Genomic DNA, 26667 nt, shown 5'->3' on the forward strand with positions numbered 1-26667 from the left:
ATGTTTAATTTTATTCAAAAAAGAATTACTAAATCAATTGATAAATTATCTAAAAAAGCACTTGTACAGGAAGAAGATATTATTGAGGTTATTAGAGATATAAAATTATCATTATTAGAAGCTGACGTTAATTTAATTGTTGTTAAAACATTTATAAAAAATGTTAAGGAAAAAGCAATTAATACAAATATTGTTGGATCGCTAAACGCTTCACAACAATTTATTAAGATTGTTAAAGATGAATTAATTGAAATTTTAGGAAAATATAGTTCAAATATTTCAATTAATTCAACACCACATAAAATTATGATGGTAGGTCTTCAGGGGTCAGGAAAAACTACTACAGCAGTAAAATTAGGTCATTTTTTTCGCAAGAAAAAACTTATTAATAATCCTTTAATGGTTGCTTGTGATATTTATCGTCCAGCTGCAGTTCAACAATTAATAACGCTGTCAAAAAGCGTGTCATTACCATATTATGAAGAAGGTACATCTTCATCAGCACAAACAATTGCTGAAAAAGCTTTACAATATGCTAAGGAAAATCAAAGTGATTTAATTATTTTTGATACTGCTGGTAGATTAGCTATTGATGAAAACCTTATGCAAGAGCTTGAAGAGTTAAAAAAAATAATTAAACCTAATGAAATTATTTTTGTAGCAGATGCAATGTCAGGGCAAGATGTTGTTAATGTCGCTAAAGCATTTCATGATAGATTAAAATTAACTTCAACAATTATTACAAAACTTGATGGTGATGCTAGAGGTGGAGCCGCCCTAAGTATTAGATATTTATTGAATATTCCTATTAAATTTATAGGTACTGGTGAAGGAATATCAAATATAGATTTATTTCATCCTGAAAGAATGGCTGAGAGAATTTTAGGAATGGGAGATATTCTTTCTTTAATTGAAAAAGCTCAAGATGTAATTGATGGGAAAAAAGCAAACAAATTATTGAATAAGTTTGTAACTGGAGTATTTACACTTAATGACTTACTTGATAGCATCTTACAACTTGAAAAGTTAGGTTCTCTTTCAAAAATTGCTTCAATGATTCCAGGATTGAATAAAATTTCGCCAGAAATGGTGGAAAAAGCTCAACAAAAAGCATGAAAATATCAAGTTTTAATGTCAAGTATGACACTTAAAGAAAGAAATAATCCTAAACTTTTAAAAGATCCTTCAAGAAAGGCAAGAGTCATTAAAGGTAGTGGTAGACCTGTTCAAGAATTTAATCAATTATTAAATGAATATGAAAAAATGGCTCAAAAAGTTAAAGATATTTCAACATTAATTAAATCAGGAAAATTTGATCCTTCAGCTCTTGGCGGCTTAGGAGGCTTTGGATCACTTGGTTCTATATAGCTAAGGCAAAAGCCTTAGCTTTTTATATGTTTTAATTGTTAATGTTTATTATATTAATATATGTAAAACATATATAATATAAATTATAATGAAAAAAATAATAGCAACAAATAATGATGAGGACAGAACATTATATAAGTTTATTGAAAAATACTTTACACAATTACCACAATCATTTATTTATAAATTAATAAGAAATAAAGATATAAAAATTAACTCAAAAAGAGTAAATGATGCAAGATATAAAATTAAAAACGAAGATATAATTGAAATTTATATTAAGGATGATATTAATTTTAAAGAGTATAAAAAAGCTAATTGAAAAGTTAAAAAAGTATATGAAGATGATAACATTTTAATAGTAAATAAGCCAAAAAATGTAGAAGTGCATGATGGAGAAAATTCTCTTGATAATGCTGTTAAAACAACATTATTTTATAAGCAAGATGATTCATTTATTCCTAGTCATATTGGTAGATTAGATAAGGAAACATCGGGGTTAATTATATATGCTAAAAATTATAAAACATTAACTTTATTAAATCAAAACATTAATAATATTAAAAAAATATATACATTTATTTCAAATAAAAAATATGAAAAAAGACAATATAAAATAAATATTAAGAAAGATGAAAAGTCGCAAAAAATGATTGTAACTAATGATAGTGATAGTTTAGAAGCTATTACAACACTTTGAAGCGAAAGGGAATATAATTTTGCTCAAATCCATACAGGCAGAAAGCATCAAATTAGAGTATTGCTTTCATATTTAAAAGATCCTATTTTAGGTGATAGAAAATATGGGGGTAAGACTAGACCTAGAATGTACTTACATTGTTACAAGTTGGAATTTAGTAACTTTGAAGGACATTTAAAATATTTAAATAAAAAAATTATTAAGTTTAATCCTGAATGATGAGGTAAGTAATGGAAATTAGTAGGGAATATTTAAGAGAGTTAGCCAAAGATATTCTTATTGACATTGATGAAGATGTCATTGATGGAATGTTGGAAGAATATTATATCATCAATGAACATTTAAATAGAGTAAAAAACATTGATGTAGAAGGTGTTGAACCAATGTTTTTAATCGATGAAGAATTAACTTCATATTTAAGAGAAGATGAAGAAAATGAAGAATTATTGATTAAAAAAGAGGATCTACTTTCTAATGCAGCAAATAAAAATTTAGATTATGTAATTATTAAGAAAGTAGTTGAATAATGAAAGTTAAAGGGAATTTAGAGCAAGCAATTAATGAGCTGAAAAATGATAACAATAACGCTGTAGCTAATGTTCTTCAATATAAAACAAATAATGAAGGATTATTAAAAGATGTAGTTTTCAGTATTAAAGAAAATTATGCCTTTGGTAATTTTACTACTACTGCATCAAGTGATTTTCTTGTTAATTTCAAAACATTTTATAATTCAGATGTTTTAAAATTATTACTTGATCAAGGAGCAATTGCAATTGCAAAAGTGCACTGCGATGAGTTTGCTTTAGGCGGTACTGGCACATTTTCTTCACATGGAATTATAAAAAATCCCCTTGATTCTAGCAGATATGTAGGTGGATCAAGCAGCGGAAGTGCCGCTACTTTTAGTTCTAATATTTCTTTTGCTCTTGGCTCTGATACTGGTGATAGCGTTCGTTTGCCTGCAGCTTATATTGGTAGCGTTGGATTCAAGCCATCTTATGGTGCAATTTCCAGATATGGTTTATTTGCATATGCCTCTTCTCTTGATACTGTAGCCTTTTTTACTCACAATGTGAATGATGCCAATTTCTTAGCTAAAATTCTTTATAAAAAATCTAATAATGATTTAACTCAAAAAATAGTAAAAAGTGAATTACCATATCAAAAACCAAATAAAGTTTTAATGTTCGATATGAGTGATGTCGTTGAAGAATATATGACTAAATCAATGAAAAAATTGAAAAAAATTTTAGAAAAAGAACAAATTCAAGTGGATTTTATTAAACCAGAATTAGATATGGTAAATGCAATTAAACCAGTTTATGAAATTATTTCTTTTTCAGAAGGAAGTAGCAACCTTTCTAATTTAAATGGTATTGCATTTGGAACAAGAGTTGAAAAAAGTAATTCTTGAAAAGATACATTTATGGCTAGTCGTAAACATGGACTAGGAAAAATGGTTCAAAGAAGATTAACTTTGGGAAGTTTATTTCTAAAAGAAGAAAATCAGAAAGATTTATTTTTAAGGGCGGCCAAAGTTAGAAGATTATATAAAGATTATATTAATTCATTATTTGAAAAATATGAATATATTATTTATCCTTCAAGTGCCGGAATTGCTCCAAAATTTGATGATCCAGCAAAAAATAATTATTCTGAATGAATATTAACTGGTTCAAATTTAGTAGGCAATCCTAGTATAACATTGCCAATTGCTAAACACAATTCACTTCCATATAGTATTGCTATTGATTCTGAACTTTATTCAGATGCTAAATTATTACAATTTGCAAGTTATATTGAAAAATTAATAGGAGGAAAATAATGTTTGAAGTTATTATTGGTATTGAAATTCATTTACAACTTTCAACAAAAACTAAAATGTTTTCTCCTGCTAAAATAGATTTTAATGCCTTGCCAAATACAACAGTTAGTTATATAGATTTAGCTTATCCAGGAACATTACCACAAGTAAATAAGCAAGCAGTTATTAATGCAATTAAATTAGCAAAAGCATTAAATATGCAAATTGACGATGTTCTTAAATTTGATAGAAAAAATTATTTTTATACAGATCTTCCGAAAGGTTTTCAAATTACACAACAATTTCACCCAATAGGAAGAAATGGAAAACTATCTTTAAATGTTAATGGAAAAAATAAAATTGTTGAAATTGAAAGAATTCATCTTGAAGAAGATACTGCCCGTCAACATCATGAAGGCGATTTTACTTTTATTGATTATAATCGTGCTGGAATCCCTTTAATTGAAATTGTTACTAAACCAGTTATTCATGATGCTGATACTGCTGTAAAATATATCGAAACTATTAGACAAATTGCTCTTTCACAAAATATTTCTAATGCTAAAATGGAACAAGGAAGCCTTAGAGCTGATATTAATCTTTCATTACGTTTTAAGGGAGATAAAAGGCTTGGGACAAAAGTTGAAATTAAAAATATTAATACACTTTCAAATGTTAAAACGGCAATTGAATTTGAAATTAAAGAACAACAAAGAAAGATTTTAGCAAATGAAAAAATAATGCAATGCACTAAACGTTTTGATGAAAAAACTCAACAAAATATTTTAATGAGATTGAAATCTGATGCAGTTGATTATAAATATTTTCCTGAGCCAAATATTCCTTATATCAAACTTTCTTCTGATTTAATTTCTAGCGCAAAATTAGCTGAATTACCTTGAGAAAAGGAAGAAAGATATAAAAAAGCAAATATTAATGAAATTTATTTAAATAGATTAGTGAATGATCAAAAACTTTCTCAAATTTTTGATAATATTGATTTTGAAGATTTAGATAAAAAATCAAAAATATTTTTTAATGAATTTGTGGCTTATGCCAATTTAAATCAAAAGCATCTTTCAGAAATTAATTTTAATTTACAAGATATTTCAACATCAATGGAATTGCTTGAAAAAGGAGTTATTTCTGGAAAACAGCTTAAAAAACTTGTTCCGCTTCTTGAAAATAATCAACAAAATTTAATGCAATTAATAAAAGAAAATGATTTAATGCAAATTTCAGATGAAAAAATATTGACTGATATTATTAATAAGATATTAACGCCACAAGATAAATTGGATTATATCCAAAATCCTGAAAAGCAAATTAGAATGATAGTAGGTAAAGTGATGAAAGAAACAAAATCAAAGGCAAATCCAGTTTTAACAAATGAATTAATATTAAAGCTTCTTAAATAATGCAAAAAAGAACATTACCTAAACATCGAGAAAAATATGAAAGAAGAGTTCTTCTTTCTTCGAGTTTAAGACATAAAATTACTGTTTCAAGATATAAAAATATTTCTTTATATGAAATAATATTAAAAGCATTTATTAAAACAATTTTATGATTTGTTATTCCAAAGAAAAACAAATTAAATAAAAATAAAAATGAAGAGTTAATTAATCTTACTTATAATAAAATATCTTCTAGAGAATTTGCATTTATACCAGCATCAACATCATTTACATTATTTATTTCTTTTATTCCAATAATTGCCATTATATTAGGTATGCTCAGAATTACTTCAACTGATTTAGATTTACAATTTATTGATTTAGTTCTTGCTAAAATAATTCCCGGTTTTAGTAATGATTATAATGTTTGAAATAGTGATAGTACGCCTAAAATTACTGTATTTATAATTTTTTTCTTTTCGGCACTTTGAATGGGCGCGGGAGGATTTGCTAATATTGTTTATACTCAAAGTTACATTTATTCACATAAAACTTTTGGAAACTTTTTAACTAATCGACTTAAAGGTTTTTTACTAGTTTTAATTATTAGTATAACCCTATATCTTTCAGCACTTTCTTATTTAGGGATTGTTAATATTTTTGGAATAGCTCATGAGCGCTGGTCTTCTAATATTCTTCTTTTTATTTGAATTGTAATCACAATATTTATTATTATTTCTTTAATATTTAAGTTTGGTCCAAAGTTTAAACTTAGTTGAAAACAAATAGCGCCAGGATTATTACTAACTACTCTCCCTATTTCTTTAATTACTTCAGTATTTGGTGGATTAGGTGGATATTTAAATTATGATAAGTTTGGGATATTGGGGGCTATTCTTTATCTTCTTTTATATATTTTTATATTTGTTTATTTAGTATATTTAGGAATAATTACTAATGCCGCATATTTAAAAACTTATTTTACAACTAAAACAGATAACAAATTCAATTTTTTAAATTGATTTAATAGGATTAAAAGGTAAAAAATAATAATGCCAAAACAATAATAAAAACTCAAATACGACGCAAAATTTGTCATATTTGAGTTTTTATTTACAATTATAAAAGAATAATCAATTTAGTTTTAAGTATTATTATCAATTTTTAGTCAGAAATTTAGAAATTTCTTTTGCTAAATCATTTATATTAGTGCTTAAAGGATTTGTAATATTATCAATTACTTTTACACCACTTATTGCATTTACACTATAAAGTATTATAGATATTAATGAAGTAAAATTATTTTTTAATTCCTCTGATTTTTGAGCTTTGGGAAGAAGTTGAAGTGATTTTCCAATTTTGTCTAATAATGAAATAATAGCATTTTTATATTTTTCAAATTCTGTCTTAATGTTTTCTTCGCTAATAGCTGATTCAGCAAGAGTTTCAAATACTTTATTTAAGCTATTTTCGCTTTGAATTTCACTTATGTTAGAAATTTCTCTTTGATTCTTTTGTTCTTTTATATTTTGTTCAACTTGCCTTTTTTTTCTCTCTTTTTGTTTTGATAAATTCTTATGTTTATATTTTCCCTCAATTTCATATCATTTTTGTGCATCATCAGTAAAAATAAACGTATGTCAATTATTAGATGTAATATTGCCATCTTTTTTATTAATTACCTTTAAACTATCTACAAGCATTACAAAATTTTTTGCCGTTTTTCCGGTAGTATCTTTTTCTATTGCTTGAAGAATTAAAGAAATAAAACCATTATTTGTTTTATTTGCTTCCCCATCAAAATATTCAGTTACAAAATTATTTGCTTCTAAACTTGTTTTAATTGATTCAGCGTCTGTTTTATTTTTAAGAAAATTTTGCAACTGATTATTAAAGTTTTCAAATTTCTTTTTAAGTTCTGGATCATTAATTCTTAGTAAATCTAACATAAGATTACTACCAGCTTTTTTAACATCTTCACTTATTTCGCAATTAAATATAGCTTTTAGTAATTTTTCAACCTTTTTAGGAAAACTATATGATCAAAATCAATATTTTGTATTTGGAACAACTTTTTCAAATACATAACCTAGCCCCACTGACCCAAGCACTAATGAAAGACCGCTAAATGCCCCACTAATAGCCAAAGATGTAGTATTTTTAGGATTTAAAAAAAAGTCATAAAATTTAACAGGCGCCTTTTTCTTAGGCTCTTCTCAACTCCATGGTCAAAATGCTTGTGCTTTTCTTTCTGTTTTAACTAAGTTATTAATTTTTTCAGGATTAATTAATTCTGCATTTGAAAATTTTTTAGTTTTCTGATTTTCTATTACAAAATTTTTAGTTTCCTCTTGTTTTTTAATTATATTTTTTATTTGAATCTGAACAGATTCACTATGTTTTTTATTTTCTTTATTAGTTTTTGAACAGCCAATTATTGATGTTAAACCCAAAAAACCAAAAAGAGGAACAATAATTTTTGTTATTTTTCTCATAATGAACTCTTTTAAATTTATTTTTTATCATTATATACTACTATAAATTCATAACCCAATTAAATAAAAACAAATTTTTAAAAACAACATATTTTTATTATTTAATAAATATTTTTTTATTTGTGTTCTTTAAAAAATTTGATTAATAAAAAAAGCTAAATTGATTTAGCTTTCTAAAAATTAAGTGCATCTTGTTTTACTAAAGAAACAAAATCAACTTCTTCAAATTTAAAATTTGCAATTTTTGCGCCAGCAAATTTAGTAATTCCACTAATTTTCATTCCTAAAAATTCACACATTTTAGAAACATAGAAACTTGTATCTGCTCATTCATATCATTCAATAGGTGCGCCTTGTGAGCTAATTATTTGAACACTTAGATGGTCTAATAATCCTTTTGAAAGATTTTTACCATCATATTTATATAAAAAAGTTTTTTTAGCTTGAGCAACCATATCAAAAAATATTTTTAAAGTTACTGGTATATTAAAATTGTACATTGGAGCACAAATTATAATTTTATCAACCTCTTTTAAAAGTTGAATATATTCTTCAGCTTTTTTAAATTGAAAGTAGTCTTGAAAGTTATTTTTTGTAAGGGAAATTAAGTTTTCATCATTTAAATCAAGAGTTATAATTTGATCTTCAGAATTTTTATCTTTATATATTTCTAAAAATTTTTCCAACATTGTATTAGTTATAGATATAGCATTAATTGAAGTTTTAAGAACCAAAACTTTTTTCATTTTTACCTCATTTATTTTGTTATTTTTATATTTGTTTAATTATAATTATACTACTTTATTATATTGATAAATATGAAGGAGAGTAAAAATGAAGAAAATTGCTGTGTTAACATCAGGTGGCGATTCACAAGGAATGAATAACGCTATTTACGGTATTGTTCAATATGCTAAAACTAAAAATATTGAAACACATTTAATTTTTGAAGGATTCAAAGGCCTTGTTGAAAACAAAATTGTTCCAGCCTCAGAAGTTAATTTAAAAAGAATAAATAATATGGGAGGAACAATTATTAAATCTGCTAGATTCCCAGAATTTAAAAATATTGAAGTTAGAAAAAAAGCTGTAAAAAATCTTCAAGAAAAAGGTATTGAAGCAGTTATTGTTATTGGTGGCGATGGTAGTTTTCAAGGCGCACAAAAATTACATGAATTAGGAATTAAAGCAATTGGTTTACCAGGAACAATTGATAATGATATCGCTTCTACTTCAATAACTATTGGTTTTTATACTGCTTTAAATAATATTGTTGAAGCTATTGAAAGAACTAGAGATACTGCTGATTCACATGGTAGATGCATTCTTGTTGAAGTTATGGGAAATAGTTGTGGTGATCTTTCATTATATTCAGGATTAGCTACTTCTGCTGAAGTAATTGTAACGAATAATAGACCAATGAGCATTGAAGAAATTGCTACTATAGTTAAGGAAGAAAAAACAAAAAAAGATTCAGTTTTAGTAATAGTTTCAGAAAAAATTAAAAAATACGGTTCTATTACAGAAATGGCCAAACAAGTAGAAGAACTTTCAGGAGTTGAAAGTAGAGGATATCAACTTGGTTATTTACAACGTGGTGGAATACCTACAGCTATGGAAAGAGTAAATGCTATTAGTCTTGGAATAGAAGCAATTAAAAGGCTTGATAATAATGAAAGCGGCATTGTTTTAGGTTGAACAAAAAGTGAAATTTATTCTACACAAATTCTTGATGCTCTACAAACAGAAAATTCATCAATTGAAAAAGATATTAAAAAAGCTGAATTTTTTAATAAAATATTAAGAGCGTAAAATGGGGCACCCCATTTTTTTTATTTTTTGTATTAAATTTAAAAATAACAAAAGTTTATAAAAATATATAATTTAATATTGATGTTAAAGATATGAAAGGAAAAATATGGTAACAAAATATATAGCTAAGTATTTTTTAAAAACTAAGCAAATATTAAAAAAAGAAAAAAAAGACAATATTGTAACATTACAATTTTTTCAAAGAAATGACAATGTTGTTTTATGTGGAATTAAGGAAGTTTTAGCTCTTCTTAAAAAACATACTAATACAAAAAAATATTCTATTAAATATTTACCTGACGGTACTATTATTAATAATAAAGAAGTAGTTCTTGAACTTGAAGGTAGATATCAATATTTTGGTATTTTGGAAGGAATGATTGATGGGATTTTGGCTAGAAGTAGTTCTATTGCCACAAATGCAAGAAACGCGATCATTGCAGCTAAGGGAAAATTAGTAACATTCATGGGTGATAGAGCTGATCATTATTTAACACAAGCAGTTGATGGTTATTCTGCTTATATAGGTGGTATTAGAAATATAGATACAACTCAGCAAATAAAATGATTATCTGAAAAACCAGCTGAAAATGGTTCTATTCCACATCTTTTAATCCAAGAATACGAAGGCGATTTAGTAGAAGCGCTTAAAGCATATAAAAAAGTTGTTGGAGCTCCTGTTACTGGTTTAGTTGATTTTAATAATGATGTTATTGGTGATTCTTTAAAATGTCTTAAAGAGTTTAAAGAAGAGCTTGAGGCAGTTAGAGTTGACACTTCTGTTGCAATTAAAGATAAAATGTTCCTTGAATCTGAAGATGAATTTGGTGTGACAAGCAACATGATTAAAAGATTAAGAACAGCACTTGATGATAATGGCGGAAAACATGTTAAAATTATTGTTTCTTCTGGATTTACAGCACAAAGAATTGCTGAATTTGAAGAAGCTAATACACCAGTAGATGTTTATGGTGTTGGTGCATCAATGATGAAAATTTGAGTGAATTTTTCAGCAGATGCTGTTAAATTAAATGGAAAAGAGATAGCAAAATTTGGAAGAGGATATTCATATAATCCAAATTTAATAAAATTTTAAAATTTAAATTACCTAATAAAATTCAGTATGACTATTTAGTAGTTTTATTGAATTTTTTTTGTTACTTTTGCTAAAAGCAAGTTAATATTTATTTATTTTCCATATTTTGTTCCACTTTTTTAATAGTTATTTAACTAAAATAATCTTATTGGCATATAGTTTATATTGAGAAAGTGTAATAAGCAAAATGCTTTTAAAAATTTAAAAAAGTATTTTTTAAAATAAATTATCAAATTTGAATGAAGTTTAATATAAACATTTAAATAAAGTTTTCACTTTCTCAATAATAATTGTTAAATTAATTATTAAGCTTATATTTTCATAACAAAAGTTATGGAAGCTGAAAGGAAAAATGAAAGAGTTTTTTAGACTTTGAGCTGAACACGATAAATTTGGATACATGGGTAAAATTGGATTCATTTGTGGTGTTTTTGCTTTAGTTATTACCGTTCTTCTTGCTTTACCTCAATTTATAAAAGTTGTAAAAGAAAGAAAAACAGGAAAAAACGTAAACTTTACTTCATTCTGAATTTTTAATAGTGGTTTACTATTATGAATTGTATTTGCTGGATTTATGCCAGGAGGATTAGTACCTCCTTTAGTAGCTAACCTAGCTTCAGTTCTACTTTATTCAGTTATGATTTTCTTCTTATATTTTTATAAAGAATGAGAAAATAAAGAAGCGAAAAGAAAAGGGCTAATTATTGTTGGTGCTATCTTAACATTAAAAGGCATCTTTGCAATAATTTTATCAGCATTATGATTAACAGATCAATCAGTAAATGTACAAATCTTGGACAATGGTATAGTGGATAGAACAAATGCAATTCTTCCAGTTATTACACAAGAATGATTACAAATTGCAATGGGTGTTATTATTCCTATCTTTACAGCAGTTGCTTTCATCCCTCAAATTATTGAAGGATTTAAAAGAAAAAGTTTCCAAGGTGTATCTCTTGTTTTTAGCTTAGCTGCATTAGTAATGAATGTTTTATGATGAATGTACTGATTTGCTTTCGGATTAGGACAATCATTCTCAGTTGTTTCAATTCTAACATTAAGCTGACAAACAGTATCAATCGCAATTTTCTTAATTAATTTTGCAGGTTCATTGATTTATTCAGAAAAATCAATACAACAAGCAGCATAATGCGCTTGTTTTTTCTTATCCTTTTAATATTTAATTCATTTAATTTTTTATTAAGAATAAATCAACTTATTTGTTAAAAGAAGTTTTAAAACAACATAAATTTACTATAAAAAACCTCAATATAAATTCCACAAATTTCCACATTATAAAATTATAAAATTTTTCATTTTTTATTAAAAAAACCTTAAATTTTAAAAATATTTAATTAAATTGTCTTATAAAAATTAATCTTATGAAATTTTTGAAAGATATTTATTTACATAATGTTTTATATTTACTAAATAATGAGCCATTTATAATATAAGTTTAATGTAACTATTTTTTGCGAATAGTTTAAAAAAAATATAAAGGAATAAAAATATGAGAAAAAACAAATTATTATTATTTGGACTATCAGTTGCATCTATTGCAATTGCTCCAATAACTGTATCATGTTCATTTGGCTCTAGTGCCGATACATATGCAAAAAGTGATGTTGCTAATATCACTTCATTAGTTAAAGAAAAAGATGCTGAGATTAAAGCTGCAATTCAATCTGGTAGTACAAAACATATGGATATTGTTTTATTAACTGCAGGAGGAAAAGTAAACGACCTATCATTTAATCAATCAGTTTGAGAAGCTATTTCGCAATTTTCAACTCAAACAGATAATGAAACAAGCTCATATAATACACCAGTTAATGATGCTGATGTTAAAAAACAATATGATAATTTAATTTCAGAAAGTAAAAATATATGAGTTCTTACGGGTTTTCAACATAGTTATCTATTTAAAGAATGATTAATAGGGACTAAAAATAACCCTAATGAAAGTAATTTAGACGCTCTTGCAAAATCAAATATTGTTGTTATTGGTGTTGATTGAATTTTAGATGGATTAACAAAAGAGCAACAAGAAAAATTAAAAGGTAAAATTATTACATTAAACTATAAAACAGAAGAATCCGGATGAATTGCTGGATATGCTGCCGCTGACTATTTAGGTAAAAAATTTCCAGGTATGGCTCCTGAACAAAGAGCTAAAAGAGGTATTGCTTCATTTGGTGGGCATCCTGGAAAAGGTGTAACAGATTTTATAACAGGTTTCTTTGGTGGTATTAAAGAATTTAATCAAGAAGAAGAAAATGCTGATAAAAAAGCCCTTATTACTTCAGATCCTATTACAACTGATGTAAATTTTGATATTCAAGATCAAAGTAAAATAAAAGTTGTTCAAGATATTACTACTATTAAAAAACCAGCAATTATCTTGCCTGTTGCTGGCTCATTTACAAATACAGTAGTACAAACAATTGTTACTTCAAATTCAGATCAATCAATTATTGGTGTTGATACAGACCAATCAAAAGCATTTGTCGGTAAAGAATCTTCATTATTTATAACATCAATTGAAAAAAGAATTGGTGCAACAATTTATCGTGTTTTAGTTGATTTATTTACTAAAAAAGAAAAATCAGACATTATTTCAGATTTCAACAAAATGCCTAAAATTGAAAATGTTAAATTAGGATATTGAGATGGATTTGTTTCTCTTTCAAAATCAACAAAACCAGGAGAAGAACAAGATATTATTAATGCTTCACTTGAAAAAGCTATAAACAAATTTAAACAATTTGTACCTCAAGAAAAAAAGGCAGAAGCTTCAAAACTTCTTAAAATTGTAGAAATGGTTGATATAGCGCCAGCTGGACAAACTGTTAAGCAAGTTAATGAAGCCGCTTTAAATGCTTTAATTGCTGAAATTAATAAATAAAAAATAAAAGATCGCTTCATAAAAGCGACTTTTATATTCTTAAATAAAATTTTACTAGGAAATATTATGGAAAAACAAAATCAAGAATACGCGATTCAGTTTATTAATATTACCAAAAAGTTTGGAGATATTATTGCTAATAATGATATTACTATAAACATCAAAAAAGGAACAATTCATGCCTTAATTGGTGAAAATGGTGCTGGTAAAAGCACTTTAATGTCAATTTTATTTGGTTTATATTCTCCTACTAGCGGTTCTATTAAAATTGATGGTCACAGCATTTATATTAAGGATCCTAATTTAGCTAATGAAGTTGGAATTGGGATGGTTCACCAACACTTTAAATTAGTAAATGCTTATACAAATTTAGATAATATTATTTTAGGTAGCGAAATTGAATCTAGAGGTTTTTTAGATAAAAAAACAGCTATTGCTAAAATTATTGCCATTCAAAACAAATACAATTTACATTTTGATTTAAATCAAAAAACGGGTAATGCTACTGTAGGTACACAACAAAAAGTTGAGATTATGAAAATGCTTTATCGAGATGCAGAAGTTTTAATTTTTGATGAGCCTACAGCCGTTTTAACTCCTCAAGAAATTTCCGGTTTACTTGAGACAATGAAAATATTTAGAAAAAATGGTAAAACAATTATTTTCATTTCACATAAATTAAATGAAGTTAAAGAGGTTGCAGATGAGGCTACCGTAATTCGCCATGGAAAAGTAGTTGGACATTTTGAAGATCCTAAAAATGCTTCTATATCCGAATTATCAGAAGCTATGGTAGGTAAAAAAGTTGTAATGCCTAAAAATGATGCTATTGTTCTTTCTGAAAAAATAGGTTTTGAATTTAAAAATGTAAGTGCCAAACATCAAAAATCTATTCACAATGTATCATTTAATATTAAAAAAGGTGAAATTCTTGCCATTGCTGGTGTTGAAGGAAATGGTCAAGAAGAAATTGAATTTATTGCCTCAGGAATTTTAAAACCTAAAGAAGGTCATGTTTTTATTTATGATGAAAAAGGTAAGAAAATTGATATAACCAATTTTTCAGTAGCCAAAAAGAAAAATCAAGGAATTTCATATATTCCTGGAGATAGACACAAATATGGTTTAGTATTAGATTTTTCCATTTTAGAAAATTCAATTATTAGACAGCTAGATAATAAATTAACACAAAAGTTACTTGTTATCAACAATAAAAATATGCAAGATTTCTATAATAAAATAGAAACAAAATATGATGTTCGTGGTGGTCGAAATGGACATTCTAAAGCAAGATCACTTTCAGGTGGTAACCAACAAAAAGCAATTGTTGGTCGAGAAATGTTAAGCGACCATAACTTTATTATAATTGTTCAACCAACAAGAGGTCTTGATGTTGGTGCGATTAACATTATTCATAATAAAATATTAGAAGAAAAAGCACATGGCAAAGCTATTCTTCTAATATCTTATGAATTAGATGAAGTATTGGCATTAGCTGATTCAGTTATTGTTATTAATAAAGGAAGAGTATCAGAAAAAAGATCAATTAAAAATATAACAAGAACAGAAATTGGTAAATTGATGGCGGGGGTAAATAATGAATAAATCTAGTATATGATCAAGATTTAGTAGCTTCTTTGCTAATGAGGATAATGTATCTGCTCGTAGAAAAATATTTTCTTCATTATGAGCAATTTTAATTGGTATTTTAATTTCTTCAGTACTTTTATTATTTCTAAAGATAAATCCACTTAGATTTTTTGCCGTTATAGTAGGAAAATCATTACATCCAAGATTTATTAATAGATTTTTAGTAACTATAGCTGTTTTAATTTTTAGTTCCATAGCTGTTGGTATTGGTTTTAAAGCAGGAATGTTTAATATTGGTATTCCTGGACAAATGATGGCTTCTGGTATTACATCTGTAGTTATTATTGCATATTGAAAGTTATCTGCATCTAGTTTAGCAGTTTCATTAATAGCTGGCATGTTAGTGGCACTAATTACTGGTGCAATAGCCGGTATATTAAAAGCTTATTTAAATATTAATGAGGTTGTTGTTACAATTCTTCTTAACTGAATAGTTTTTTATATTTGTTGACAACTACTTTCAAGTGATCATTTACCATTCAAAAATAATATGGCTTCAGTTAGTGGACAATCAATTCTTCTTGGAGTTCCCGCTTTAGATACTATTTGAATGTCATTAATTATTATGTTTGGAGCAATAGCTTTTGCTATAGTTATGTGGTTTGTTCTTAAAAGAACTACTATTGGTTACAGAATAAAAATGACAGGTTTTAATAAAGATGCATCAATTTATTCAGGAACTAATGAAAAATTATTAATTATAACATTAATGGGATTTTCAGCAATGGTTGCTGGTATTGCCGGATTTTTATGATTTGTTTTTGAAGAAAAACAAATGATTCTTTCTTCAGGTCCTGTTTCAATTGGTTTTGACTCAATTGCCGTTTCATTATTAGCACACAATTCGCCAATAGGATCTATATTTACTTCAATTTTTTATAGTTTTATTACAGTTGGATCAGTATCACTTCAATCATTAAATTCATTGCTTGATCAATCAACTGTTCAAATTATTACTGGTATTATTATTTATTTATCAGCAATTTCAGTTATCTTTTCAAAATTTAGATTAGTTTCTAGAATAGTTAAATTATGAATATTGATTAAATCGAAAGCATATTTTATATTGCCAACTAATAAAAAACTTTTAGATAATCTTCAAAAACAAAAAATGAAAATTGAAACATTATTAACAAAACATCACTTAAATACTTCAAAAGTAATGATTCTTGAAGATAAATTATCTAAATTAAATATAAAAATTGCCACAATTGAAAATGAAAGCGATAAATGTGATTGTCATAATTTGATTAAACTTCATTACAAAGCTTTATCAACTAAAATTTTTGATTTATCAAATCAAAAATCACAAAATAAATTTAATTATAAAGAATCAGAAGAATACTTATCATTTGAAATTTCAAATTTAAATAGTTTAATTGAATCATTTACAAATTCAATTAAACAAAGAAAAATTGCCATATTACGTGGTTATTTATTAGTTAGATATTTCTTATTTATTAGATTTAAACGTAATAAAAAATTAAATAAAATTATAAATTCCTATAACAAAGAACAATGAAAATTATTGCGCAATAAATTAAAAAATATGCTAAGTGTTTCAACAAGAAAAATGCATGAAGAAGAAAAACTTCATTATTTCAAAAAACTTTCTATTGAAAAAAGAAGTGTCAATCACCAATTAGCAAATTTAGGCTTTTTTGATCAAAAAGCTATTAAAGAACAATACAAAACGCAAGTTATTGACATTAAAAATATATATTCTAATGCTATTAATGATCTTATTCAAGAATTTAAGGATTATAATAAATGATTTAAAATGGAGGTAATGTAATATGGATGGTATATTTAGAATTATAGTACCCGCTGTTGCATTCTTTTGTATTATTTCAATAGCATCACTTTCAGGATTATTCAGTGAAAGAGTAGGTATTGTTAATATTGCTATTGAAGGGATGATGGTTATTGGAGCTACATTCTATGGCTTATTTGCCCAAACATTTGGAATTTCAAATCCTTGAATGCAGTTACCATTATTACTAATTGCTTCACTGGCAACAGGTTTATTTGCACTATTGCATGGATTTGTAACAATCAAACTAAAAGGTGATCATATTATTTCTGGTGTTGCTCTTAACCTTTTAGCACCAGCAATATCAATTGCTTTATTAAAACTTTATGGTACTGCTAATAAATTCATTTCCTCAACACAAGAATTAGCATTATCAACAAACAACTTAACAGATATTAATAATATTATTTCTTTAAAATTATTCTTAGTTATTATTATTGGAATAGCAGTTATGATTGTTTTAAATAAAACTAAATGAGGATTAAGAATGAGATCAATAGGTGAAAATCCACAAGCTGCTGATGTTGTTGGTATTAGTGTTAGCTCATATAAATGACAAGGTGTATTTATTTCAGGATTATTAGCCGGCATTGCTGGTGGTCTATTTTTCCAAATTAGAGGATCAAGCTTTTCAGGAGGAGTAGAAGGGATTGGTTTTCTTGCTTTAGCAGTATTAATTATGGGACAATGAAAAGCTTCATTAGTATTTGTATTTTCAATATTTTTTGCTTTAATTTATTCATCATCATTAACAATTGCGGCAGGTCAAGGCGTATTTACACCATTTAAAGATTATTCAAGCTTAATTAATATTACTCCTTATGTATTTACAATATTAATTTTAATATTTACATCAAAAAATTCAAAGGCACCGGCATCAGTTGGTCAGCCTTATGACAAATCAAAACGTTAGTACAAGAACACTATTTTAGTAGTGTTTTTATTTTTGCAATTTTAAATAAAAATCCTGAGATTCAAACTCAGGATCTAATGGACGTGAAATATTAGTAATAATATTGTAAATATTACACCAATAAAGAATACACTAATAACAATAATTCATTTTTTTCTATCATTAAGTGATGTATGAAAGAATTCGGGTAATAATTCAACAAAAGCTGTAAAAATCATTGTTATACCAATAGCAGCATTAATCATTGGAATAATACCATGCATAACAATGCTTTGATTAGCAGAATTTTCAATTCCAAATTTTGTTAACATTCCAATAAAGATAAATGGAATAATTAATGAAAGTCCAAGTATTGAATTAAATGTTGCTTTTATTGGTGAAATTCCCATTTCTCTTTGTCGATAATAAAATACCACTTCTTCAGGCACTGTATGAATTACAAATGTTATTAAAAATACAATAGAAATTGCATCAAAAGCAACTGTATTTTGTTTAGATATAAAAATATTATAAACAGAAAGCCCAATCATTATCCCTTCAGGTATTCTATGACCTAGTAATAAGAAAAGAGCAGTTCATTTATTTTTTTTAGTTGCGATTGCAATATCTGATTCAATCACATCATTAGTATTAAAAATTAAATCAATATGTTCATGCGAATGTGAACCATGCAAATCATTATGTTTGTGAACATAAACTCCACTTAACTTTTTCTTTGTATATTTATATACTAGCACTTTTATTGTAACTGAAATTGTCGCTCCAATTACAAGACCTGAAACTATTCAAATAAAATTTCAAGCAAACTTAATTAATGTACTTGCATCAGTTGCATGGGGATAAGTAGCACTTAATTCCAGCGCCTCTCTCATATAACCAAATGTTCCTAAAATAATTAGCATTCCAGATACAAATGAATAGATATAAAGAGAGAAAGAATTACTTGGCTTTTTAATAATTTTAGGAATTATTAAAGCTATTAATATGGGTATTAATAGCAGAACAATACTGGCCACTATTCCTGTTGTAAAGAACTTTACATATCAATTTAAGTCGCTAGAAACCGCATTTTGTGTTTCCAAATTTTTCTCCTTTTTTAGTCTTAATTTTTAAAAATATATATAATTATATTTGATTAATTATTATATGCTGCTTTTTAATCAAATAAACTATAAATTAAGAAAGGTATAAAATGAAGAATTTTATAAATTTTCTTTTAGTTAAAACTATAAAGAAAAAAAGCACATGAATAATTCCTCTTGTTTACTTTATCTGCATTTTAGCATTTTCACTAGTATATAAATTTTTATTTTTTAATCAAGATAATCAATATTTAAGTATTTACTTAATTGCATTTTTTACAATACTTTTTACAATGTTTTATTCTGGCATAAAGTCAACAAATTTATTCGTTGATACTGACAAAGAAGGAGTTGATATTCTTTCTCTTTCTAAACCTATCAGCAAAAAAACTCTTGTTATGTCTAAAAACATAACATTATTAATCTTTTCACTAATTTGAGCATCATTCATCTTAGTATCAAATCTAATTATGAATTTCATATTACTAGATATTAGTCTAGTAGGTTCAATTTTCATTATTGCAATTATTGCATTTACAGTAGCAGTATTTAGCTTTATGTTTTTTGGAACAATTGTTACATTAATTAGTATTAAAGTAGGAAATAAAATAGGATTAATTTTTCCATTTATCGTATTTGTTCCACTATTAATTGGTGGTGTTGGTTTGCAAGTAAACTCAACTTCATCATTAAACAATTCTGCTTATTATTTGAATCAACATTATAAATATAATAATGCAGGAAATAACTTAAATTCGCAACAATTCTTTTTAAATGATAAAAAAGATAATTTATTTTTAATCAATAATGGCATTAATAATGATGCCTTCTCACAAAAACAATTAGAATACATTAATGAATTGAAATCATCAGTTAAGTATTCTGCTCTTGGCTCATGAATTTATTCATGAACCATTCTCCCATTTCAATTTTTTGATTTTTATAATTTTAAATCAGATATGGAATTAAATTATTTAAAGCAAGATTCAAATAATCTTAAAAACTATTTATATTATCACCATAATGACTTAATTACTAATAAATATGCCTTCAAAAAAGATGCTAGATTATTAGCATTAAATGTTGAAGAAGAAAATGAAGTAGATGGAAAAATTACTACAAAAATTGTTTCAAAATACGTAGTTCCTGGCGCACTTAAAAATTACTCACAATTTAAAAATCAAATTAATACTTCAATAATTTTTGCAAGAGAAAATGCAAGTAATTTTGATATTAGCATTCCTGAAGATAAGTATGAATTTTTAAATGATAAAGGATTAGTTGGGAAATTAGAATGAAATGAATTTTTCAACATCCTTAATGATTTTAAATTTAATGTTATAGCTAAAAAATTCTATGAAAAATTAATGAATAAATTTATTCAAGAAAAATTAAATGATCCTAAACGTTATATTGAAGCTTCACAAGTAATTATTAAAGCAATTCAAGAATTTGTTCAAGATGAAAATTCAGAAATTAATACATATGAAAATATTGCTATTAATACATTTAATAAAGATGCTATTAAAAATAACTTATTAGATAGCGAAATTCAAAAAACACTTTATAAAGCTATATCATTAGTTTACTATTTATATTTCGCTTATAATGATAGCGAAATGTTAAAAGCATTATTTAAGGTAGGTTTAGAAACAAGTAATCCTAATGCTTTATTTAACTTTGAATTCGATGGATATAAATATCAAATAGGTGGATATGAATCATATATACCAGTTGATAGAGTAATTGAAAAAGAAAATGAAGATGGAGAAAAAGTTAAAGATGTAGTTTTAAGATATGAATTAAAAGAAAATTCAAAAAATACATTATTCCAAGAAGTATCAAAGGATGGGATTTATGAAATTCGTTCAGATTCTTCAGTAGTTATTAAATGAGTATTTCCATTAATTTGAACAATTATTATTTTATTATTAGTATTCGGTAACTCTATTTTATACATTAGAAAGGAATATAAATAATGAATAAATCAATTTTAGAAGTTAAGCACTTAACAAAAATATATTCAGATAATAATCGTGGTGTTAATGATATCAATATTTCTATCACTAAAGGACAATTTCATGCCTTAATTGGACAAAATGGATCAGGTAAAACAACAGTTATTAAATCAATTATTGGAGCATACTCTTCTTTTGAAGGAGAAATTTTGATAAATGGTATTTCTAATAGAAATCCTTTTTCAAGAGAAAGTATTGCTTTTGTTCCTGAAAAAACGCTTTTTCCATCTGAATTAACAACTTATGAATATTTAAAATGAATGGGTATTATTTCAAATGTAAATAAAGATGTTATTGAAGAAAAAATTACAACACTTCTTAATAAATTCAATATTAATGATTTAAGAAATGATAAACCAGTAACCTTTTCTTCAGGTCAAAAGAAAAAAGTTCTTTTAATCCAAGCGTTATTAAATAATCCTCAATTAATTATTTTAGATGAACCTGCTGCTAATTTAGACCCTAGTGCTAGATATGAGCTTTTTCAACTTTTAAATGAATTACATGCAAATGGTGTAACTATTTTAATCATTTCTCACATTTTATCTGAAATTGATAAATACGTAACTGATTTCACATTAATTGATAATGGTAAAGTAATTTATAGTGGCGTAAAAAATGTTAATTTAGAAAGTTTTTATAATGAAAAAGTTATTAAATCTTAAATTATTAACCTTGATTTCAACTTTTTTTATTACTCCAACAATTGTTCTTAGTTGTTCAAATTCATCAAAAAATATTGAAAAAGAAACATATGGTAATCAACTTTTGGATCAGTTAGTTAAAATTCATGTTAATTTTAAAGCTAATACACCAAGCGAAATTAAAGAAAGTGAATTGTTAGCAAAAAAATATATAAATAATCAGGATTCAATTAGTGAAACTAAATTTCAAGAATTGGATTATGCATTATCGTTTTTTGCACCATTTAACCTAGAAAACCAATCTAGAGTAGATGATGACTTTTCAAGAATTTTTGGAAAATCGCATCAACTTGTTTTAGATTTATTTAAATCAAATTGATATTGATATTTAAAACATTTAAATCGCATGATTTTTAATTTTAATCCTTATTCTGATCGTTATACAGATATACCAAAATCAAAAAGTAAAATTGATATTAATAATGTAATTGAAAAATTATTTGAAACAAATAAACTGATTATCCAGCCCAAAAATAATATTAAAAATCTTATTTCTCATTATTCTTATAATTGAAATGATTTTGAAAAAGAAAATTCTAGTGAGTTTCTTCTTTCAAAAAACAAATATAATATTGCTAACCATGAAATTGGCTTAACTTCACATTATCTTCAAATAGAAAAAGATTTATACTTAAGATTTTGAACATATGTTGATAAGCATAATGTTTCTAAAATAGTAATGTTACCTGATTTATTTTTAATTCCAAATTCTGATGAGCAAACAATAAAAAATTTTGAAAAGGAAATATTTTTAACAAGAATTGAAAATATTGCTAAACGTATGGAATATCAAAAAGAAGCAGAAATTTTTGAAGAAGAAATTTTTGAAAAAGAAGCAAATGATTTTCATTTATTGAAATTATTTGAGCGCCATTCATATAATGAATTTGTTTACAACACGCTATTAAAAGTGAATTCAGATGGTATGAAAGTTTATAGATATACTTTTAGAGGAGTGAATAATGAAAGTTAAAAAATTATTATCACTTACTACTTTAATAAGCCCATTAGTTACAATTTCATGCATAAACACTTCTAATAGCGAAAAGTTAGCTCATCTTATTGACAAACAATATGATTATTACCCTAATAAAGTTTCAACTAAAGAAGAAAAAACACAAGAAATTATTGAAAAAGTAACAAAATTAGTTTTTGGTACTAATGCTGTTGAACGTACTACTTTTTTAAATTTACAAAATTCTGCACAGCATGATGAATATATGAAAGCTGAATTAAATAAATTTAAAATGAAATATACAACAGCTAAAAGAAGAATTTCTAAAGAAGATTTAGAAGCATATAGCAATTTGATTTCAAAAAATTGATTATGAGTATTTAAACATATTGGGAAATTTTCATTATCATTTTATGAATGATTACTTTATCCTGATAAAGGAAAAGGCGGAAAACATTCACCAGAATATATTGAATATATAAATGATTTAGATTATCCTGATGTTTCATTATCTTCTAATTATGGAAAAATATTTGCTACTAATATTTTTGATGAAGTAGTTGAAGGCGAAGAAAGTAATGAATTAGGAGATGTTACAATTTTATACATAAGAAAAGCTAATAACGTATTTAGATTAAGAATAGATCATGTTACTAATGAGTTAAAAATGAATGCTTATGTATGAGGTTTTCCTAGAAAAGCTACTTCTTCAAATATTTCGCTAAGAGTAATTAATAATATAGCTCACGCTGCATTAGTCCATGGATTTAATTTTGGCTTTAAAGAATTTGAAGATGCATACATTAATAAAGTTAGATATGGAGCGCCTGCTAAGCTTTTATTATTATGAAATGGAGAAAAATAATGAAAATTTTTAGAAAATTATTTTTTCCTGCTCTTTTAATTACTCCCGCTTTAGTATCATGTAATACTAATAAATCTGAAGTTAAATTACAAATTAACAATGAATATGAAGAAAAATGAAATGCATTTTTACAAAAAGAGTATGTAAATACTATATTGAATTTAGTATTCCAAAATAATAAAGAAGTTAAAGAAAAATATATTGAGTCACAAAAGAAAATTACTGATGATTATATTCAAAGAATTAATAATGCCTTATTATTTGCTGCTAATCCAATCAGATCATTAACACCAAGCACTATATTTGGAAAAAAAACTTTTATTTTAAAAAAATCTCTTAATGAATTTAATAATTTAACAAAAGGTTCTTATGATTCTGAAAGCAAAACTTATAAAGGTAACTGATTATGATTATTATTTAATCTAGATCGTCTTAAATTTAGTGGATATCCTGAGTTTGATAAATTTACTTCTCCAGCTGAATTAACAACAGCAGACCATATAGCAACAATAAAAAAACTTGGTTCATTTTATAAAATGTCTTCTAATGATATAGCACAATATGTAGTTAATGAAGATGGAGATTCTAAAGTTATTTATCTTTTAACTAATGAAGGGTTTATTTTAAAAATTAGAATAACAGATGATGAAGAAAATATGCCTCGAGATTTTTCTTTCTTTACTTATACATGAACTTATAAAGATCTTTATTTAAACAAAAATTTAAATGAAGTATTTGATATTAAAGCCTATTCAGCAGTTACTCATGTTTTCGAGAGAAAAGATGCTGATAGAACTTTTAAAACACTTTTTGAAGAACAATATGGTGGGGCGCCTTTAAGATTTACAATTTTTAGGATGGAAAAATAATGTTAAAATTTACTAAATTATTATCGCTACCAATTTTATTATTGCCAACTTTAACTTCATGTGGAATTTTTAAAACTATTCAAGAAGAAGCCAAAATTTCAGAGGAAGAAAAAAAGAATGCTAATTGAGAAACACAGATTACTAAAAATATTGTTAGTTTAAACTTAAATAAAAATCAAGATTTTGATAATTTAAAATTTTTTGAACAACTTAAAAATACTAAAAATAATAATGAAATTATTTCTTTAATTCAAAACAATTTATTTTTTAGTTTTGTGACTGAAAGAATAAATCACGTTACTCATTTTCATACCGGTTATGATATTAAAGATTCATGAGATAAAAATTCAGCATCTGATTTGAACAAATATTTAAATGGTGTTTATTTATATATTTTAAACATTACAGGTAGTGGTAAAAACGGAAGCGGTGTTATTAAAAATGATAACGAAATTATAATTCAATATCAACTCGGTTCAAATTACAGAGGTAATACTAAAGAAGAAAGAAAAAACGGACCATTTTACTTATATAATGGCCAACTAACAGTTACAAAAAATTCAATTATCAATACTAAAAGATAAGTAAAATTAACGATTCAAACTTTTCAGGCAAAAAACAGAAAACTCGAATAAATACTTTATAGTACTATAATTTGAATTTTTTAGTTTTAAAAAGCCGAATAAAAAACAATTCAAAATTTTATTGAATTGTTTTTTTGTTTTCGATATGAAATATTATTTATTTTTAATTTCTTTAAGACGAGCACTTTTACCACTACGTTCTCTCATAAATCATAATTTTTTACGACGCACTTTGTTTTTTCTAACAACTTCAATTAATGAAATTAGTGGTGAATGAAGAGGAAAAGTTCTCTCAATCCCAACACCATTAGCTGAAACTCTACGCACTGTAAATTGCTCTCTTGTACCTGATTCTTTTTTATTAATTACTAAACCTTCAAAAATCTGTATTCTTTCTTTGTCACCCTCTTTAATACGAACATGAACTTTAACATTTGTTCCTGTTGTAAATTGAGGTAAGTCAGTTCTAATTTGACTTTTTTCTACAGCTTCTAATAATTTATTTCTCATTATTTATCCTTTCAATAATGTCTGGGCGACATTTTTTAGTTTTAATAATTTGTTGTTCTTTTCGTCATTTTTCAATCTCTTTATGATTACCATTTAATAATACTTCAGGAACTTCATAACCCTTGTATATTCTTGGCTTTGTATATTGAGGAAAATCTAAATATCCTTCATTTTCAAAAGAATCATTTTGATGAGATTCTTGTTTAATTACGCCAGGAATTAATCTTGTTATACTATCTGCTAAAACAATAGCAGCAATATCTCCATTAGTAAGAATATAATCACCTATTGAAATTGTTTCATCAATAAAATAATTTACTCTCTCATCAAAACCTTCATAACGACCAGCAATGAATGTTATATTATCCATTTTTGATAGTCTATGAGCATCCTTTTGTGTAAATGGTTTTCCTTGTGGTGATATAAGAATTTTATATCCACCTACACTTTCTAGCGCTAAATCAATTGGTTCGACACTTAAAAGCATTCCTTTTCCTCCACCATAAACACTATCATCTACATTGTTATGTTTATTTGTGGAAAACTGACGTCAATCAACAACATTAAATTCAATTAACTTTCTTTTTATAGCCTTATTAATAATTGATTCATTCATAAACGAATCATAGTAAGAAGGAAACAAAGTTAAAAAATTTATTTTCATATAAAACTATTTTTTAGGAGCAGCTGTAAATTTGCTTCAAAGTTGTTTTGATTTTAGTAAGTTTTTAAATGTAGCAGTTGGTTGAGCACCTTCATCTAGTCATGATTTAACACGTTCTTCTTTGAATGTTAATTCTTTTGTATGAGGATTGTAACTTCCTAAATCTTCAATGAATTCTCCATCTCTTGCTTTACGTGCATCAATAGCAACTAGTTTATAAACTGGATAGAATTTTTTTCCACCACGTCTTAGTCTTAATTTGACCATAATAATCTCCTTATTTTGCTAAATGCATATTAATAATAACATATAAATTATATGTAAAGCAAAAAAACTTTACATATTTAAATTTTTATTAAAAACATTTTTTTTCAATAATTTTTCTAAATAATATTATTAATTTGTAAAAAATATTATTTAAATATTTTAAGTATTTTTTTAATAAAAACATGAATCTTTT

Annotated in this window: 24 protein-coding genes and 1 pseudogene; 19 read left to right on the forward strand and 6 right to left on the reverse strand. The window is 25.6% G+C overall.

Going from position 1 to position 26667, the window contains the following annotated elements:
• From ffh to QMA87_RS00455, 6 genes are all read left to right on the forward strand, one after another.
• Window positions 1-1368 (forward strand): signal recognition particle protein, encoded by a 1368-nt coding sequence (gene ffh / locus QMA87_RS00430; RefSeq protein ID WP_283833646.1) that lies wholly within the window; start codon window positions 1-3, stop codon window positions 1366-1368.
• Between the two features lie 88 nt (window positions 1369-1456).
• Window positions 1457-2299 (forward strand): RluA family pseudouridine synthase, encoded by an 843-nt coding sequence (locus QMA87_RS00435; RefSeq protein WP_283833647.1) that lies wholly within the window; start codon window positions 1457-1459, stop codon window positions 2297-2299.
• Window positions 2299-2595, forward strand: a complete 297-nt coding sequence (locus QMA87_RS00440) for an Asp-tRNA(Asn)/Glu-tRNA(Gln) amidotransferase subunit GatC (RefSeq protein ID WP_283823456.1) — start codon at window positions 2299-2301, stop codon at window positions 2593-2595. The genes QMA87_RS00435 and QMA87_RS00440 overlap by 1 nt, the downstream gene beginning before the upstream one ends.
• Window positions 2595-3896: an amidase family protein gene (locus QMA87_RS00445; protein ID WP_283833506.1), complete on the forward strand. Its 1302-nt coding sequence runs from the start codon at window positions 2595-2597 to the stop codon at window positions 3894-3896. The genes QMA87_RS00440 and QMA87_RS00445 overlap by 1 nt, the downstream gene beginning before the upstream one ends.
• Window positions 3896-5293, forward strand: a complete 1398-nt coding sequence (gene gatB, locus QMA87_RS00450) for an Asp-tRNA(Asn)/Glu-tRNA(Gln) amidotransferase subunit GatB (RefSeq protein ID WP_283833648.1) — start codon at window positions 3896-3898, stop codon at window positions 5291-5293. The genes QMA87_RS00445 and gatB overlap by 1 nt, the downstream gene beginning before the upstream one ends.
• A complete protein-coding gene (locus tag QMA87_RS00455; protein WP_283823460.1) occupies window positions 5293-6315 on the forward strand; it encodes a YhjD/YihY/BrkB family envelope integrity protein in 1023 nt (340 codons plus the stop codon). Before gatB ends, QMA87_RS00455 begins: the two co-directional genes overlap by 1 nt.
• A gap of 111 nt (window positions 6316-6426) precedes the next feature.
• Here the strand turns inward: QMA87_RS00455 and QMA87_RS00460 are convergent, their stop codons facing one another.
• The gene (locus QMA87_RS00460) at window positions 6427-7767 is read right to left on the reverse strand and encodes a hypothetical protein (protein ID WP_283833649.1); all 1341 of its coding nucleotides are present in this window, start codon (window positions 7765-7767) and stop codon (window positions 6427-6429) included.
• 173 nt (window positions 7768-7940) lie between these two features.
• Window positions 7941-8513, reverse strand: coding sequence for an FMN-dependent NADH-azoreductase (locus QMA87_RS00465; RefSeq protein ID WP_283833650.1), 573 nt, complete (start codon window positions 8511-8513; stop codon window positions 7941-7943).
• Window positions 8514-8601: 88 nt separating this feature from the next.
• Between QMA87_RS00465 and QMA87_RS00470 the strand changes: the two genes are divergently transcribed.
• The 7 genes and pseudogenes from QMA87_RS00470 to QMA87_RS00500 all read left to right on the forward strand — a co-directional run bounded on the left by QMA87_RS00470 (window position 8602) and on the right by QMA87_RS00500 (window position 17956).
• A complete protein-coding gene (locus tag QMA87_RS00470; RefSeq protein ID WP_283833651.1) occupies window positions 8602-9579 on the forward strand; it encodes an ATP-dependent 6-phosphofructokinase in 978 nt (325 codons plus the stop codon).
• A gap of 103 nt (window positions 9580-9682) precedes the next feature.
• A pseudogene (locus QMA87_RS00475) lies at window positions 9683-10675 on the forward strand (nicotinate phosphoribosyltransferase); the annotation flags it as partial.
• 352 nt (window positions 10676-11027) lie between these two features.
• Window positions 11028-11825: a PQ-loop repeat-containing protein gene (locus QMA87_RS00480; RefSeq protein WP_283823466.1), complete on the forward strand. Its 798-nt coding sequence runs from the start codon at window positions 11028-11030 to the stop codon at window positions 11823-11825.
• Window positions 11826-12185: 360 nt separating this feature from the next.
• Window positions 12186-13580: a BMP family ABC transporter substrate-binding protein gene (locus QMA87_RS00485; protein WP_283830216.1), complete on the forward strand. Its 1395-nt coding sequence runs from the start codon at window positions 12186-12188 to the stop codon at window positions 13578-13580.
• A gap of 66 nt (window positions 13581-13646) precedes the next feature.
• The gene (locus QMA87_RS00490; protein WP_283830215.1) at window positions 13647-15185 is read left to right on the forward strand and encodes an ABC transporter ATP-binding protein; all 1539 of its coding nucleotides are present in this window, start codon (window positions 13647-13649) and stop codon (window positions 15183-15185) included.
• Window positions 15178-17025 carry an ABC transporter permease gene (locus tag QMA87_RS00495; RefSeq protein WP_283833652.1) on the forward strand — a complete coding sequence of 616 codons (1848 nt, stop codon included), beginning with the start codon at window positions 15178-15180 and terminating at the stop codon, window positions 17023-17025. The genes QMA87_RS00490 and QMA87_RS00495 overlap by 8 nt, the downstream gene beginning before the upstream one ends.
• 1 nt (window position 17026) lies before the next feature.
• Window positions 17027-17956, forward strand: coding sequence for an ABC transporter permease (locus tag QMA87_RS00500; protein ID WP_283823471.1), 930 nt, complete (start codon window positions 17027-17029; stop codon window positions 17954-17956).
• Window positions 17957-18030: 74 nt separating this feature from the next.
• On the opposite strand, the gene QMA87_RS00505 is transcribed toward QMA87_RS00500, so the two are convergent.
• Window positions 18031-19038, reverse strand: a complete 1008-nt coding sequence (locus tag QMA87_RS00505) for a ZIP family metal transporter (protein WP_283823472.1) — start codon at window positions 19036-19038, stop codon at window positions 18031-18033.
• A 110-nt stretch (window positions 19039-19148) separates the two neighbouring features.
• Here QMA87_RS00505 and QMA87_RS00510 point away from each other — a divergent pair, with 110 nt between their 5' ends.
• The 6 genes from QMA87_RS00510 to QMA87_RS00535 are packed head-to-tail and all read left to right on the forward strand — an operon-like array spanning window position 19149 to window position 25033.
• Window positions 19149-21017, forward strand: a complete 1869-nt coding sequence (locus QMA87_RS00510) for an ABC-2 transporter permease (protein WP_283823473.1) — start codon at window positions 19149-19151, stop codon at window positions 21015-21017.
• Complete coding sequence (locus tag QMA87_RS00515; protein WP_283823474.1) at window positions 21017-21721, forward strand: ABC transporter ATP-binding protein; 705 nt, start codon at window positions 21017-21019, stop codon at window positions 21719-21721. The genes QMA87_RS00510 and QMA87_RS00515 overlap by 1 nt, the downstream gene beginning before the upstream one ends.
• The gene (locus QMA87_RS00520) at window positions 21699-22733 is read left to right on the forward strand and encodes an aromatic motif membrane protein (protein WP_283833653.1); all 1035 of its coding nucleotides are present in this window, start codon (window positions 21699-21701) and stop codon (window positions 22731-22733) included. Before QMA87_RS00515 ends, QMA87_RS00520 begins: the two co-directional genes overlap by 23 nt.
• Window positions 22723-23580 carry an aromatic motif membrane protein gene (locus QMA87_RS00525; RefSeq protein WP_283833514.1) on the forward strand — a complete coding sequence of 286 codons (858 nt, stop codon included), beginning with the start codon at window positions 22723-22725 and terminating at the stop codon, window positions 23578-23580. The genes QMA87_RS00520 and QMA87_RS00525 overlap by 11 nt, the downstream gene beginning before the upstream one ends.
• Window positions 23580-24449, forward strand: coding sequence for an aromatic motif membrane protein (locus tag QMA87_RS00530; RefSeq protein WP_283827178.1), 870 nt, complete (start codon window positions 23580-23582; stop codon window positions 24447-24449). The genes QMA87_RS00525 and QMA87_RS00530 overlap by 1 nt, the downstream gene beginning before the upstream one ends.
• Entirely contained in the window at window positions 24449-25033 is a 585-nt protein-coding gene (locus QMA87_RS00535; protein ID WP_283823478.1) for a hypothetical protein, read from the forward strand. The genes QMA87_RS00530 and QMA87_RS00535 overlap by 1 nt, the downstream gene beginning before the upstream one ends.
• Before the next feature lie 153 nt (window positions 25034-25186).
• On the opposite strand, the gene rplS is transcribed toward QMA87_RS00535, so the two are convergent.
• Genes rplS through rpsP form a run of 3 tightly spaced genes read right to left on the reverse strand, consistent with a single transcriptional unit; the run spans window position 25187 to window position 26474 of the window.
• Entirely contained in the window at window positions 25187-25543 is a 357-nt protein-coding gene (gene rplS, locus QMA87_RS00540) for a 50S ribosomal protein L19 (RefSeq protein WP_283823480.1), read from the reverse strand.
• On the reverse strand, window positions 25533-26207 hold the full coding sequence (gene trmD / locus QMA87_RS00545; protein WP_283833654.1) for a tRNA (guanosine(37)-N1)-methyltransferase TrmD: 675 nt from the start codon (window positions 26205-26207) through the stop codon (window positions 25533-25535). Before trmD ends, rplS begins: the two co-directional genes overlap by 11 nt.
• Before the next feature lie 6 nt (window positions 26208-26213).
• Complete coding sequence (rpsP, locus tag QMA87_RS00550) at window positions 26214-26474, reverse strand: 30S ribosomal protein S16 (RefSeq protein ID WP_283823482.1); 261 nt, start codon at window positions 26472-26474, stop codon at window positions 26214-26216.
• Window positions 26475-26667: the final 193 nt, after the last annotated feature.

The sequence above is a fragment of the Mycoplasma phocimorsus genome (genome assembly GCF_030077875.1).
Lineage (GTDB): Bacteria > Bacillota_I > Bacilli_A > Mycoplasmatales > Metamycoplasmataceae > Mycoplasma_H > Mycoplasma_H phocimorsus.